This is a genomic window from Methylocystis sp., from assembly GCF_051061285.1.
Classification (GTDB): Bacteria; Pseudomonadota; Alphaproteobacteria; order Rhizobiales; family Beijerinckiaceae; genus Methylocystis.
The window spans coordinates 142303-156066 of the sequence record NZ_JBPFEA010000010.1 but is presented as its reverse complement, the minus strand read 5'-3'; the positions used below and the strand labels follow the sequence as shown (position 1 = coordinate 156066).

Sequence of the window (13764 nt, the reverse complement as noted above, 5' to 3'; positions counted from 1 at the left end):
CGGCTGGACGGCGGGCGGCGGCGCTGAATGGATGTTCACGCCCGACTGGAGCGTCAAGATCGACTATCTTCGCTACGATCTCGGGGCCGCTCAAGGGTTCAATTACGCGGCGCAATCGACCGGCGTTTACGCTTACGGCGCAACAAGTTCGACCCGCTTCAATGGCAATCTGATCCATGCCGGCGTCAACCGTCACTTCGATCTCATCAGCATCGCAGAAGCAAAGTAGGGAGTTCTGGTCATCTCTGCAGCGGACGACGTCTGCAGATCGGCGCAAGCAACGTCCGCAACAAGGCTCTCGTAGGTAATATTGGAGATAGAAATGAAGATATCAGCTCGAAATGTCATCGACGGCGCCGTTAAGGAAATCAAGAAGGGGGTCACCACCTCCCACGTTTTGATCGACACCAGCGGCGCCGCCATTACAGCGTCCATCACCAATGAGTCGGTGGATGAACTCGGTTTGAAAACGGGCGTGAAGGTGAAGGCCGTCATCAAGGCTTCCGACGTGATGGTCGCTGTGGTCTGACCTACGAAGAGCCGTTCAGGGGCAACTTGGCGGCGCTTCCTTTCTCGCGCATCTGCATCGCCGGCCACAAATAAGACAGCGGCGGATCAAGGTTTGATGAAGCGTGATCGCGTTCCATCAATCGTAATGTCGAGGTCGCAAAAAGGACGCCGCATTGATGGAATTTCCTTCTGTCGCCCTTTTCGAACTGTCGCCCGCTGAATGGACGGCGATACGGCTCTCCTTGCGGATCGCGACTGTGGCGACTCTCGCCAGCCTTCCCTTTGGGATTGTTACGGCTTACGCGCTTGCGCGGCGTCAGTTCCCTGGCAAGACCCTCGTTAACGGGCTGGTTCACCTGCCGCTGGTGCTGCCTCCCGTCGTCACGGGCTTCGTCCTGCTGATGTTGCTTGGACGCAAAGGCGTATTCGGCCCTTATCTCGCAGAGCTTGGCATCGTTTTCTCATTTCGCTGGACAGGCGCGGCGGTCGCCTGCGCCGTCATGGGCTTTCCGTTGATGGTTCGCGCGATGCGGTTATCCTTCGAGGCGATCGATCGACGCTTGGAGTTGGCGTCGGAGACCCTCGGCGCGAACTGGCTATGGACGTTCTTCTTAGTCAACCTCCCGCTCGCAGTTCCTGGGATCATCGTCGGAGCGATTCTCGCTTTTGCAAAGGCGCTGGGAGAATTCGGCGCGACCATTACGTTCGTCTCGAACATTCCGGGAGAAACACAGACGATTTCAGCGGCGATCTACAGTTACACGCAGGTTCCAGGTGGTGACGAGAGCGCGATGCGTCTGACGATCGTTTCGGTTTTCATCGCGCTCTTCGCCCTCATGGCGTCCGAGATCGTTCAGCGACGTGCGGAGAAGCGTCTCGGGAACGTCGAATGATCGAGGTCGACGTGAGGTTAAAAGTTGGGACGTTCTCCCTCGACGTTGCTTTCGCAAACGGCGCGGGCGTAACGGCGCTGTTCGGGCAATCCGGATCAGGGAAATCGCTGACGCTCAGTATCATCGCCGGACTGACGAGGCCGGACGCCGGTTACGTGAGGCTGGACGGCGAGTCGCTCGTAGACGTTGAGGCGCGCGTTTTCGTTCCTGTGTCGCGCCGACGTATCGGACTCGTCTTTCAGGATTCCAATCTCTTCCCTCACATGAGCGTAAGGCAAAATTTGCTATACGGCCGCTGGTTTGCGCCTCGCGGCGAGCGACGGATCGATTTCGACGCCGTTGTTGAAACCCTGGGAATTACAAATCTCGTCTCGCGTTCGACAACGCGCCTGTCGGGCGGCGAGCGACAACGCGTCGCCATTGGTCGCGCTTTGCTCTCTTGCCCCAAGCTGCTGCTCCTGGATGAACCGCTCGCGGCGCTCGATATGGATCGCAAGCTTGAGATCCTGCCATTGATCGAGCGCGTCAGGGACGAGTTCGATGTGCCGATCATCTATGTGACACATGCTGTCGAAGAGGTGGTTCGGCTGGCCTCCCGCGTCGTTATCCTTGACGCGGGGCAAGTGAAGTCAGCTGGCGCTCCGGAGCAGGCGCTCAATCGCCTCGCTTATGAGCCTGCGGCGAACCGCTTCGATCGCTCCTCTGTCCTGAGCGCTACGGTCGAGGAAAAATCTCTCGCACACGGGTTGACGAAGCTGAAACATCCAGCGGGGACGATCTGGATCACAGGTTCGGCGGGTCCGCTAGGAAGTGTGGCGCGCGTCATTGTCAAAGCGACGGACGTCGTACTGTCGCTTATTCCGCCTCAAGAGATCAGCGCTCGCAGCGTCGTGTGGGGTAAGATCGCGAATATACAATTTGAAGGGCCGATCGCGACGGTCGCCATTGAGCTAAAGGACGACGGGCAACTTCTCGCGACGATTACAAGGGGCGCCCTCGAAGATCTTGTCCTGAAGGTCGGATCTCAAGTTTATGCGTTGTTCAAGACAGCTGCTCTCGACGAGCGATCAATTGGCATGGCGAGCGCTCAGGGCGAGTGAGCCACTCTGGCCTCGCTCCCACGCGATTTAAGTCTGGCCGGCCATAAGCCGCGCTTATCGCATCATCCGCCGAAACACTTGGACTGGCGCGCCCGATCGAACCAAAAGGCGGGCGGCGACGCTGACATATATATCGTATATATAACGATACCAGAGTTACCGGCCGGCGTCGCTCTCTAGACTACGAAAATCAAATCTTTAACAGAGAGGATCCGGCCATGGCTAAAATCGTTTGTGTGCTCTATGACGACCCGATCGGCGGCTATCCGAAGGCCTACGCCCGGGACGACGTCCCGCAGCCGAAAATCTATCCAGACGGCCAGACATTGCCGACGCCCAAGGCGATCGACTTCAAGCCGGGCACATTGCTCGGCAGCGTCTCGGGTGAACTCGGCTTGCGTAAATATTTGGAGTCCAACGGCCATCAGCTCGTCGTCACCTCCAGCAAGGATGGCGCCGACAGCGTGCTTGATCGTGAACTGCCTGATGCTGAGATCGTCATCTCGCAGCCGTTCTGGCCGGCCTATATGACCGCCGAGCGCATCGCCAAAGCAAAGAAGCTCAAGATGATCGTAACGGCGGGCATCGGCTCGGATCACACCGACCTACAGGCTGCAATCACGAACAACGTCACCGTCGCCGAGGTCACCTATTGCAACAGCAATGCTGTGGCTGAGCACGTCCTGATGTCGATTCTTGCGCTGGTGCGCAATTTCGTCCCCTCGCACAATATCATCGTCAACGGCGGCTGGAACATCGCGGACGCCGTATCGCGCTCATACGATCTTGAGGCCATGCAGGTCGGCACAGTGGCTGCTGGCCGCATCGGTCTGCGCGTGCTGCGGCTGCTGAAGCCGTTTGACGTCGGGCTGCACTATATGGACCGACATCGTCTGCCGGAGGCTGTCGAGAAGGAGCTGAACCTAACCTATCACTCCACCCTGAAGGGTCTGGCAAAGGTCTGTGACGTCGTAACGCTGAACTGCCCGCTGCATCCCGAAACCGAGCACATGATCAATGAGCGGACGCTCGAGTTCTTCAAGCGCGGCGCTTATATCGTCAACACTGCGCGAGGCAAGCTCGTTGATCGCGACGCTTTGGTTCGCGCAGTGGAACGCGGACATATTGCCGGTTACGCGGGCGATGTCTGGTTCCCGCAGCCCGCGCCAAAAGGCCATCCTTGGCGCACCATGCCTTACCATGCCATGACGCCGCATATTTCTGGGACCAGCCTCTCGGCCCAGACGCGTTATGCGGCAGGGGTGCGCGAGATTCTCGAGTGCTATTTCGAAGGCCGGCCGATCCGCAACGAATATCTCGTCGTGCAAGGCGGCAAACTGGCGGGCGTCGGCGCGCATTCCTACAGCGAAGGCGACGCCACCGGCGGTTCAGAGGAAGCGGCGCGCTTCGAGAAAGTTGGCTGACGGCGACAAAAGAAGGGCGCGATCACGTCGCGCCTTTCGCCATCGCGCTGTTACTCCCGTTGAACCGGACTGAATATTCCATGACGAGGCTCGCCGTGACCGAGAAAATTGTCGCCGCTAAAGTTGCTTGTGGACTGAAATGGGCGGACGTCGCCGCCCAAATCCGATCGAGCAAGGAATGGGTTACGGCGGCCTGTCTTGGCCGAATGACGTTGACTGCAGCGCAGGCTGCGAAGCTCGCCGAGATCTTGAGAACAAGAGACAATCTCGCGATTGGTGATGGCGCCAGGCTCATCAACATCCCGTTTCATTTCCGATTTCGCGAAGTGTTGATTTTCCCGCGCGCTATTTACAATAGCGAGCAGGCGACACAGAATCCCTGATTGCCGGGCGGGCAGGATGTTCATTCGGCAACTCGAATATCTGGTTACGCTCGCCCGCGAACGGCATTTCGCGCGTGCGGCGGAAGCCTGCTGCGTTTCTCAACCCGCCTTGTCGTCGGCCATACGTCATCTGGAGGAAGAACTCGGCGTCTCAATCGTCGAACGCGGACAGAAATTCGTTGGGCTCACCGAGGATGGCGAACGCATTTTGGGTTGGGCGCGTCAGACCCTTTCGGCCTGGGAGGGTCTAAAGCAAGAGGCGGCGCTTTCGCGCGATATGCTGAAGGGGTCTCTGCGCATGGGCGCCATTCCGACGGCAATGCCGATCATGTCGCTTCTGACCGGGCCTTACTGGCGAGCGTTTCCAGACGTCGTTCAGCAAGTGCAATCGCTCAGCAACGAGGAAATTATCCGCCGGCTCGAAAATTTCGAGATTGATATCGGCCTGACCTACCTCGAAGAGCAAAACCTACAGAGGTTTCGCGTGCTGTCTCTCTATCGTGAGCGTTATGTGCTGCTGGCGCGCGACGCCGCCTCGCTGAACAATTGCTCATCGATGAGCTGGCGCGATGCTGCAGAGCTGCCTTTGTGTTTGCTGACTCGCAATATGCAGAACAGGCGCATAATTGACGCCGCGTTTAGCCGCGCCGGCGTTTCCCCTCGCGCTGTCGTCGAGACGGACTCTGTTTTTGCGCTCTATTCGAACGTCAGATGCGCCGAGATTTACAGCATCATGCCGCACAGCCTTCTCGCGCTTTTCGAACTGCGCGAGGAGCTGACGGCAATTCCGCTGAGGCCGGAATTGAACCGCGTGATTGGACTAATTGCGCTCAATGCCGCGCCCGCCGCGCCGCTCGTTTCTGCAGTCTGGGCAGTTTCTCAGCAGATCGATTTTGAATCCCAGTTCAGTTTTTTGGAGAATATGAGTTCAGGCGTGGGCGGCTAGTCGGAATCAGTCGCCGATGCAATCTCGCCAAAAGGCCGAGCCGATTCTTTGAAGTTTCCGCACGAACATACGACTCTCGGCGCGACGTTCCCGAAGATCGAAGTGAAGTTGCGCCAGCTCGACGTGGCGGCGCAGCTGATGGAATTCTCACAGTGGGGGATTACTGATGGACTTGAGCTCCAGCCGTGTAGTTCTGAAAAAACCCCTTCCTCCCGCGCGCGCATGATATTTGTCGCCGATGCCTGAGCAAAGCAATTTGAACCATTCATCTGCGCTCAAATGGGCAGGAAGGTCGGTAATATGTCCGATAGATCCGTCTGGCCGGAAACGGACGTGGACAAGAACAGGACTGGCGGCCCTGGCGTCATCGCCTTGTGGACTCGCTGGTAACATCTCGACGTCGTCGCGAAGAGCGCTGATTACTGCCATCTCGTGTGATTCTCCGATTGCAATCCCGAAAGCCTTTGTCATTATGTAGTAAGTGTACATAACGCGTTCGCTTAAACAAGATTATATTTTCAGCAAGATCACGTCGCTCAACATCCGTAGGGCACCAGCCGATGATGAGAATGACGTCTGATACCTCGACGGAATCGAAATCCTGCGTTTCGGCTGAGGTTCCGTACGCCTGACTCAGCCCGTAGCCCATCGGCGAGTGGCAAACCCGCGCGCAGGTGTCGACATTGTTGTTGCCGAAACCTGCGCGGATGATTTTTCGAGGATGGAATGAAGCCCGGAAGGGGATAGAACGTTATCCGCAGCTTGAGGTCCTCTATTGGTTTCACCAGGCGCGCCAGGATTTGGTCCTTCAAAGCGCCCACCGCCTCCCGACGCCGCGGGGAACTTTATCTCTGCGTTCGCCGATGCGGCCCAATCCCATCGGCTCCTCGGTCGTTCGCCTGGAAAGCCGGGAAGGGCGCCGGCTTATTGTTTGTTGACTGGATTGTATGAACGGGACTCCGCTGCTCGACATCAAACCTGAACGCAAGTTGTTCGGTTTCTCTCCCGTTCCGGTCGCCTGACTATGGCGCACTCGCCTGAGCTGCTTCCCATTCGTGGCGGTCGCGGCTGCCCAGAGTTCTCAGGGTCGCCGACAAAGATGTATGCTTTGTTACAATTGGAGTTAACTAGCCCAGCGGCAGGCGCTTAGCCCAAGGAAGTCGATCGTCGGATACGCTATATATACATACAACATAGCGATGGCCCAGGAATTGCTCGGCCGCTCCGGAAGGAGTTCGGCCATGGACGATCAGCCCGCGCGGGGTTTTCTGACGAGTAGACCCGATGGTTTCGTCATTATTCTTGGAACAAACGAGATCGCCTCGGCGATTGCGGCAAGGCTGTCTCGGGAGCGCTTTCGGGTCGTGATGAGCCACGATCCTTTCCCGCCTGTTATCCGACGCGGAATGGCTTTTCATGACGCTCTTTATGACGATCGCGCTGAGGTCGATGGAGTCGTTGCGCAGCGCGCCGAAACGACAATGGAGATCGTAGAAGCGCTCTCTGATCCGGGAAGAGTCGTCGTTACGCACCGACAGCTGACGGACATCACCCCGCTAAAGTCGCCCGCCGTCGTCGTCGACGCAAGAATGCAGAAAAGCCGAACGACCCCGGATTTGCGCGGCCTCGCACGGCTGACTATCGGCGTCGGCCCGAAATTCGCCGTCAATCACAACTGTGACATCGCCATAGAAACCCATCCGGCCAGCACGGGCGCGCTCGTGGAAATGGGCGAAACGAGACTTGGCGACGGCGTCGCACGGACCTTGGGCGGCGTTGGCAAGGAGCGTTTCGTTTATTCGGAATGTGATGGGGTGTGGCGGACTCCGCTTGACATCGGCGCGATGATTTTCCGGGGCCTTGTGCTCGGCTACCAAGACCGAATAGCCGTGCGCGCGCCGATGGACGGCTATCTGAGGGGCATCGCGCGCGACGGCGTCCATGCGCTCGCCGGCGCGAAGCTTGTCGAAATCGATCCGAGAGGTCGCTCCGCATGCTGGACCGGTAGCGACGAGCGTGGGCGCAGGATCGCGAAGGCCGTCGTCGCGGCGATAGAAAAGACGCCAACGCGAAGACATGTGTTCAGACCGCAATTGTTGAGACTTCACTAGGGAACTGGAGGCGCAGATGGTCCTGCCTATAAAACGCATCGCCGCCCTTCAGGGCGCGACCAGTCACGAACTCCAGGGCACGCTTTCGGCTTTCGCCCGAGAGCTCCAATCCCAGGGGTTCCGCGTCGCGGGGATCATCGAGGAGTCGGCATGCGGGGGCGCCGGAGACTGCAAGAGCCTAAGCGTGAAAGACATCGCCTCGGGTGAAACAATTCCAATTTCGCAGAAGCTCGGCGCCGGGTCAGAGGCATGTAATCTAGATCCGGGCGGATTGGCGATCGCATGCGGTCTCGTCGAACAGGCGATCGATCGCGGCGTTGACGTGGTCGTGCTGAGCAAATTCGGAAAGCTGGAAGCCTCGCGAAGCGGTCTGTGCGACGCCTTCCGTGCAGCCATTCTCGCCGACATTCCTGTTATTACGGCCGTATCTGCGCCTGTTTCGCAGGACTGGGATTGCTTTGCCGGCGAGCTGTCGGAATATGTAGAAGCCGACATCGGCGCCTTGGCGACTTGGTGGCGAGGGCAGTCTTCCACCGCAGGCATGATCGCAAATTGATCGCGGGCAAGCCCAATTCGAGCTTATGCAAACTCTCAATGGCGAAGGGGTGAGCAAGATCGATGATCGGAGATTCTGGTCCCTCGGCCTTCTTCAAGGCCACGTCGCATGCCTTCAGCGAAACGATAAGCTCGTGCCGGACACGCCCAGAACTCGTCGCTCTGCTCTGTGCGCAAGCTTTTGATGGCTTTTCCAAAAACGTGGAAATCCAGGCGGAAGGCGAACCAACGCTCGCCTGCCATGGAGAATGCGCGGCCTGCTGCCGCCTCCGCGTCGCCGCTACGGCTCCGGAAATATTTCTGCTCGCGCGCTTCGTCTCCGTTAACGCCGCCGCCTTCGCGGAGCGCGACGTAATGCTATTCAAGCGCATCGCCGACGCCGATCAGGCCATTGGCGGCCTGTCCGAAGAACAGCGAATGTTGGTCCAATACGCCTGTCCGCTGATCGAAGGCGAATTATGCCTCGCCTATAAAGTGCGTCCGCTCGCTTGCCGTGGTCATGCCGCCTTCGACAAGGCGTTATGCGTCGCCGCTGCGCGTGGTGAAGCCGTTGAAACGCCGGTCTCTGCATCGCATCTCTTTGTCCGCAGCATTGTGCAAAACGCCTTGATGGCGGCGCTTCGGCGTTACGGGCTGGCCTGGGGGCTCTACGAGGTCAGTGGCGCTCTCAACTGCGCGCTCTCAGCGCCGGATGCGCTCGAACGATGGATATCGGGGCAGGATCCCTTGGCGCGGGCCCGAATTCCAGACTTCAATCCCGTCGAAGCCGGCGCCATTTTCGACGCTATAAGCGTTTAGAGCCGAAGCCCGTGGTCAAGGACAAAACCATTTTGGTCTGCGGCGTCGGCGAGGAGGCGTCCGCCACGGCGCGTCGCCTTTTCGCCGAGGGCTATGCCGTTGTGCTGTATCGGGCGACCGCGCCAGAATTCCTGCGTCGCAAGATGTGCTTTGCTGACGCATGGTATGACGGTAACGCGCATCTCGACGGCATAGAAGCGCGGCGCGCGGACGTCAGTTCGGAGTTTCTGCTGGGGCTGCGGACAAGGGAATTCATACCGCTGTTGCGGGCTCCTTTGGGCGGGGTCATCGACCGGTGGCCCTGGGATGTCATTATCGTCGCGCGAGAAGAAGAGGGGCCAGCGCCGCCGCTCAGGCATCTCGCCGATGTCACGATTGGATTGGGCTCGCGTTTCAGCGCAGGCGTCGATTGTGATCTCGTCATCGAGATCGACGGACCTGATCCCGGCGCCATCCTGCGGCAGGGCGATGCGCCATGGCGCAGCGGGGCCCGGGCCGTACGCCGGCAACCGGATGAATTCCTCGTGAGCGCGCCGGCGCGAGGTCAGTTTCTCAGCGAACTAATGATCGGGGCCTTCGTGGAACAGGGCGCGTCGCTCGGCTCCGTTGACGGCGTTGAGATCCGAGCGCCACACGCTGGTCGCGTTCGTGGCGTTGCGCGCCAAAAACGTGCTGTCAGCGCCGGCGCGCCGCTCGTTGAGATCGCGACTTTGCCGACGGCACGCTGCGTCGGCATCAGCGACCGGAGCCAGTTGATCTCACGCGGCGTTTCGTTCGCGGTCGAGATGGAGTGTGACGGATTGACGCCGCTGCCCGTCGGAAATTGGTGGTGAAATTTAGGTGCGGTTTAGGATGGCGAATTGCGCGTTCTTTGCGAGACGCAATGGGTCAAAACCATCGTTGTGCGAGCGCCCCTTCAGACGAAGGTGCGCGACGCGGCCAGATCATCGGCATCGACATGGACGCCATATATCAACTCAATCATCTTAGGGGTAATGATTTTCATAGGCTCATCATCTGCGATGATCTTTCCATCGGCGAGAACCGCCACGCGCGACGCGATTTTCGATGCATGTTCCGGATGATGCGTACTGAACAGAATGCCGCATCCAGCCGCGGCCAACTGCGAAAAAAGACGCAGCGCTTTGAATTGGTAACCGTAATCGAGCCCAGTCAATGGTTCGTCCATGACAAGGATTTGCGCGCCTTGCGCAAGCGCCCGCGCAATCAGAACCAGCTGGCGTTCACCGCCTGAGATTTCAGTATAGGGTCGCGCCGCAAGCGATGTAATTTTGAGCCGCGCCAGAATCTCGGAAACGACGGCCTCGTCTTGGGCGGTTGGCGCCGCAAAAAGCCCCGTCGCCGGCAGCCTTCCCATCATGATCACATCGCGCGCCAGATAGGGAAATGGGGCCACGTGCGCTTGCGGCACATAGGCGACGCGTCTCGCGACTTCGCGCTGGCTTAACGTCGCGATTGATGCGCCGTCAAGCAGTACGTCTCCACGCGTCATCTTTTCCAGTCCGAGCATGACCCGAAACAGCGTGCTCTTTCCTGCGCCATTGGCGCCCAGCAGCGCAACGATCTCTCCGGAAGAGACGCAAATATCAGCGCCAGTGAGCACAGTACGATCCGCGCGCAAAAAATATATCGCGCGGGCCTCAAGCCGCGCTCCAACGCGAGCGCTCATAGCCATGCTCTCCGGGCATGACGCAATACCAGCACGAAGCAGGGAACGCCCAGCAACTCGGTAATGATTCCGATCGGGATTTCCGCGACCGCAACGCTTCGAGCCAGACAGTCTGCGAGAATCAGAAAAGTGGCGCCGAGAAATGCGCTCGCGGGAAGCAGACGGCTGTTCACCGGTCCCAGAAGCAGACGCGCGGCATGAGGAACAACGAGACCGACCCAACCGATCATGCCGGCAAGCGCCACCGACAGCGACGAGGCGAGCGTCGCGATGGCGATAACCGAATAGCGCACATGCTCAACCGGCACGCCGAGCGCACGCGCCTCATCGTCGCCCATGGAAAGCGCGTCGAGCGCGCGCCCCAGAATCGACAGCATCACGATGCCAGCAAGGATCGGCGCAGCTGCGACGCCGATCTGCGAAAGGTCGAGGCCGCCGAGACTTCCCATTAGCCAGTAGACGATGGCGGGAAGCTGATCATTTGGATCAGCGGCATATTTCATGATCGACAACAGCGACGTGAAGAAGGCGCCAGAAATCATGCCGCCGAGAACCAGCATGACGATCGAGGCGCGACCGAAAAGATTGGCGACAAAAACGCCTATCATCACCGCCGCGACGCCAAAAAAGAAGGCGCTCATCTGCACGACCAACCAGTTTCCGGAAAAAAGGATGCCGAGCGCCGCCCCGAAACTGGCGCCGCCAAGCACGCCAAGGATGCCCGGCGAAACAAGCGGGTTGCGGAATACCGCCTGAAACGCCGCGCCGGACGTCGAAAGCGCGGCGCCGATCAATGCGGCGGCGAGAACGCGTGGCAGCCTGATCTCTATAAGAATATTGAAGATAAGGTCGGCGCGTTCCTGCGGCATGGCGACGACGCCGATCTGCGCCCCAAGAAAGGCGGCGAGTTCGTAAAGCGTCAGCGGATAACGTCCGATCGTTAGCGACGCTATCGCCACGACGAATAGCGACAGAGGTAGCAGAAAAAACCGGGCCATGCGTCAGTTCATGATGCGTGCGATATCGGCGTCGTCGATCTCGACGCCGAGGAACAGCTTGTAAAACGTCTTGGTCTCGGCGTTCAGATCGAGCGGGTAGCGAGAGGGATAAAATAAATTGGCGAGCCATTGCACGCCGAGCGCGCGCATATAGCTCGGCGGACGATCAAGCCAGTTGAACGGCGCATGAGGAACATAGACGACGCGCTTTTGGGCGACAGCCGGCACATTCCGCCAGTTGGCGTTTTCTAAGACGCTTCTAGCAAAGGCCCTGTCTTGTGCGAGGATCAATTCAGGCCGCAGCGCGATCAGCTGTTCGAGATTGATCTTTTCCATGCCGATATGCGTCGACTGCTCGCAATGCCGAACATTGTCGCCGCCGGCGAGCGCGATGGGTTCGGCGTGAAAGCTCTTGTCGCATTCGGTCGCGAGGCCATCCGGGCCTTCGGCGTAATACGCCCGCATCCGCTGCGCAGGCGGAATGTCGCCGACCGCCTTGGCGACGCGCGCCTGCGCTATCTCTATGTAGCGCGCCAACTCTTCGGCTTTGTCCTCTCGATCGAAAAGCGCGCCGAGAAAGCGGAACGCGGCTGGATATTCGGCCAGCGCATCCAGCTTGATAAAGACGACCGGCAAGCCGATTTTCGCAAAACTGGCCTCGGCTTTGGCTGTATCGACGAAACGGTCGAGCCAGGCGATGACGAGGTCTGGCCGCCGGCTCAACACTTCTTCAGGATTGAGTTGTCGGCCCATGCCCGACTGGCTGCCGAGCGCGGGCAACGCCGCGATTTCCTTGCGCAGAAGTTTGGGTTCGGCGCTTGCGTAAGGCATGTTGAGCCCAACCATATATTCGGGCGCCAAGGCGTAAAGAAGCAGGGTGACAGGCGGGGAGGAGCCATAAACCTTGGCGATCTTGTCCGGGATTGTCACGTGACGGCCCGCCATGTCGATGATCTCGCGACCGGCGACAGGCGGCGCCGCCGAATAGATCAGAACAAACGCCAAGAGGGCGATCGACCATCGTTTCATGAGGCCTGTTCCAGTTTCGTCTTCGCAGGCAGAAAGGGACGGATGTGGTTGGCGAAATCGTCAAGCGCGCGCAGGTTTTTGTCAGCCTCGAGCGACGTGGGTTTGAGCAGCAAGGACCGAAACCGAGTCTGCTCATGAAGCGAAGCGATTTTCTCGCGCAATTCGTCAAAGCCGCCGATGAGCGATCGCTCGAGGATGCCGTCCGGATCAAAATTTGCGACGCTTTCGCCACGCGCCAGGAAGATTCCGCGCATTCGCTCGGAGAAGCGCCTGATGAAGGGAACAGCTTCCGACAACGCAGCGGCGCGCGTCGGCGCGCCGTAATAGAAGCGGGCCAAAGCAAGACGCGGGTCTGCTCCAGGGGCCGCCGCCTCATAGTCGGCGACGAGCTGCACAATGCGCGGCAATGGAATGGGCGAAGCGCCCATTATCCCAAAGCCGCGCCGCGCCGCATATTCGATCGCCGCCGTGGTCGTCGTCGCGACATAGGTCGGAATCGGCTTCTGTAGGGGCTTGGGCGCGAGCGCGACATCGTCAGCCTTATAATAGTCGCCCGAAAAAGTGACGCGCTCCTCGTATAGAAGCCGGTTGACGAGTTCCAACGCCTCTAGCGTCATATCGCGCGTGAGATCCTGCCCCGCGAGAAAATGCTTGTTCTGCAGAGCAAACGGGCCTCCTTTGGCGACGCCGAAATTGAAGCGTCCCTCAGACAGCAGATCTATCGTCGCGACATCTTCAGCGACCTGAATTGGATTGCGGAAAGCGAGCAACACCGCTGCAGAACCCAGGCGTATCCGAGTCGTGACGCCAGCAAGATAAGCGAGCAGCGTCAGGATTGAGGGGCTCGCCGCGTCGGGATCGAAATGATGTTCGGCGACCCAGGCTTCGTCGAAGTCGAGGGCCTCAGCGCGCTGAACGAGTTCCGTCTGCGCCGCATAGCAGAGCCGGTAATCGCCCCTTGGATTCTCATATGTGCAGAAAACGCCAAATCGCATATGGGGACCACCCGCGAGTCGCTATCTAGATAAAACACATAGCGATCGGTCAATACCTTTGGCCCAGCCGCTCGACAAGCGCAAAGATTTAGCGGTAATGCCTTCAACTTACGCGCCCGCCGGCCGCGGAAGCGACGGCGATATCTAACTCAACTCCAATGGAGTGTGCTTGCGAATATAAATTAGGCGATATGCCCACGCTGACGACAAATTGTTGCAGCGCTGCAACACCCAGAAGTAATTGAAATTAGGCCAATAATATACCCTTGCCGCACAGCCTCAGCTATCGTTGTATATATAAGGTATATAGCGCATCAAGGATGCGCGGCTGA

Annotated in this window: 17 protein-coding genes; 13 read left to right on the top strand and 4 right to left on the bottom strand. The window is 58.9% G+C overall.

The annotated features are described in order from the left end of the window. From ACR65T_RS03450 to ACR65T_RS03390, 13 genes are all read left to right on the top strand, one after another. Positions 1-229 (top strand): outer membrane protein (locus ACR65T_RS03450; protein ID WP_434495174.1); only part of this gene is annotated, 229 nt, incomplete at its 5' end. Positions 230-322: 93 nt separating this feature from the next. Next, positions 323-529, top strand: a complete 207-nt coding sequence (locus ACR65T_RS03445; RefSeq protein WP_434495173.1) for a TOBE domain-containing protein — start codon at positions 323-325, stop codon at positions 527-529. 157 nt (positions 530-686) lie between these two features. Beyond that, entirely contained in the window at positions 687-1403 is a 717-nt protein-coding gene (modB, locus tag ACR65T_RS03440) for a molybdate ABC transporter permease subunit (RefSeq protein ID WP_434495172.1), read from the top strand. After that, the gene (gene modC / locus ACR65T_RS03435; protein WP_434495171.1) at positions 1400-2503 is read left to right on the top strand and encodes a molybdenum ABC transporter ATP-binding protein; all 1104 of its coding nucleotides are present in this window, start codon (positions 1400-1402) and stop codon (positions 2501-2503) included. Before modB ends, modC begins: the two co-directional genes overlap by 4 nt. Positions 2504-2721: 218 nt before the next feature. Then, positions 2722-3927, top strand: a complete 1206-nt coding sequence (locus tag ACR65T_RS03430) for an NAD-dependent formate dehydrogenase (RefSeq protein WP_434495170.1) — start codon at positions 2722-2724, stop codon at positions 3925-3927. 95 nt (positions 3928-4022) lie between these two features. Beyond that, entirely contained in the window at positions 4023-4310 is a 288-nt protein-coding gene (locus tag ACR65T_RS03425; RefSeq protein ID WP_434495169.1) for a hypothetical protein, read from the top strand. A gap of 16 nt (positions 4311-4326) precedes the next feature. Further along, on the top strand, positions 4327-5256 hold the full coding sequence (locus ACR65T_RS03420) for a LysR family transcriptional regulator (RefSeq protein WP_434495168.1): 930 nt from the start codon (positions 4327-4329) through the stop codon (positions 5254-5256). A gap of 48 nt (positions 5257-5304) precedes the next feature. Continuing rightward, positions 5305-5502 (top strand): hypothetical protein, encoded by a 198-nt coding sequence (locus ACR65T_RS03415; protein WP_434495167.1) that lies wholly within the window; start codon positions 5305-5307, stop codon positions 5500-5502. Between the two features lie 461 nt (positions 5503-5963). Further along, positions 5964-6194, top strand: a complete 231-nt coding sequence (locus tag ACR65T_RS03410; RefSeq protein ID WP_434495180.1) for a TrmO family methyltransferase domain-containing protein — start codon at positions 5964-5966, stop codon at positions 6192-6194. A gap of 303 nt (positions 6195-6497) precedes the next feature. After that, positions 6498-7367 (top strand): xanthine dehydrogenase, encoded by an 870-nt coding sequence (locus ACR65T_RS03405; RefSeq protein ID WP_434495166.1) that lies wholly within the window; start codon positions 6498-6500, stop codon positions 7365-7367. A 16-nt stretch (positions 7368-7383) separates the two neighbouring features. Then, on the top strand, positions 7384-7923 hold the full coding sequence (locus ACR65T_RS03400; RefSeq protein ID WP_434495165.1) for a DUF2478 domain-containing protein: 540 nt from the start codon (positions 7384-7386) through the stop codon (positions 7921-7923). A 200-nt stretch (positions 7924-8123) separates the two neighbouring features. Next, positions 8124-8720: a YkgJ family cysteine cluster protein gene (locus ACR65T_RS03395; protein ID WP_434495164.1), complete on the top strand. Its 597-nt coding sequence runs from the start codon at positions 8124-8126 to the stop codon at positions 8718-8720. 11 nt (positions 8721-8731) lie between these two features. Further along, positions 8732-9553, top strand: coding sequence for a hypothetical protein (locus ACR65T_RS03390; protein ID WP_434495163.1), 822 nt, complete (start codon positions 8732-8734; stop codon positions 9551-9553). A gap of 83 nt (positions 9554-9636) precedes the next feature. On the opposite strand, the gene ACR65T_RS03385 is transcribed toward ACR65T_RS03390, so the two are convergent. The 4 genes from ACR65T_RS03385 to ACR65T_RS03370 all read right to left on the bottom strand — a co-directional run bounded on the left by ACR65T_RS03385 (position 9637) and on the right by ACR65T_RS03370 (position 13432). Continuing rightward, positions 9637-10344 (bottom strand): ABC transporter ATP-binding protein, encoded by a 708-nt coding sequence (locus ACR65T_RS03385; protein ID WP_434495162.1) that lies wholly within the window; start codon positions 10342-10344, stop codon positions 9637-9639. A gap of 62 nt (positions 10345-10406) precedes the next feature. Beyond that, positions 10407-11408 carry a FecCD family ABC transporter permease gene (locus tag ACR65T_RS03380; RefSeq protein ID WP_434495161.1) on the bottom strand — a complete coding sequence of 334 codons (1002 nt, stop codon included), beginning with the start codon at positions 11406-11408 and terminating at the stop codon, positions 10407-10409. Positions 11409-11411: 3 nt separating this feature from the next. Continuing rightward, positions 11412-12437 (bottom strand): ABC transporter substrate-binding protein, encoded by a 1026-nt coding sequence (locus ACR65T_RS03375; RefSeq protein ID WP_434495160.1) that lies wholly within the window; start codon positions 12435-12437, stop codon positions 11412-11414. Next, positions 12434-13432, bottom strand: coding sequence for an LLM class flavin-dependent oxidoreductase (locus ACR65T_RS03370; RefSeq protein ID WP_434495159.1), 999 nt, complete (start codon positions 13430-13432; stop codon positions 12434-12436). The genes ACR65T_RS03375 and ACR65T_RS03370 overlap by 4 nt, the downstream gene beginning before the upstream one ends. Positions 13433-13764 lie beyond the last annotated feature (332 nt).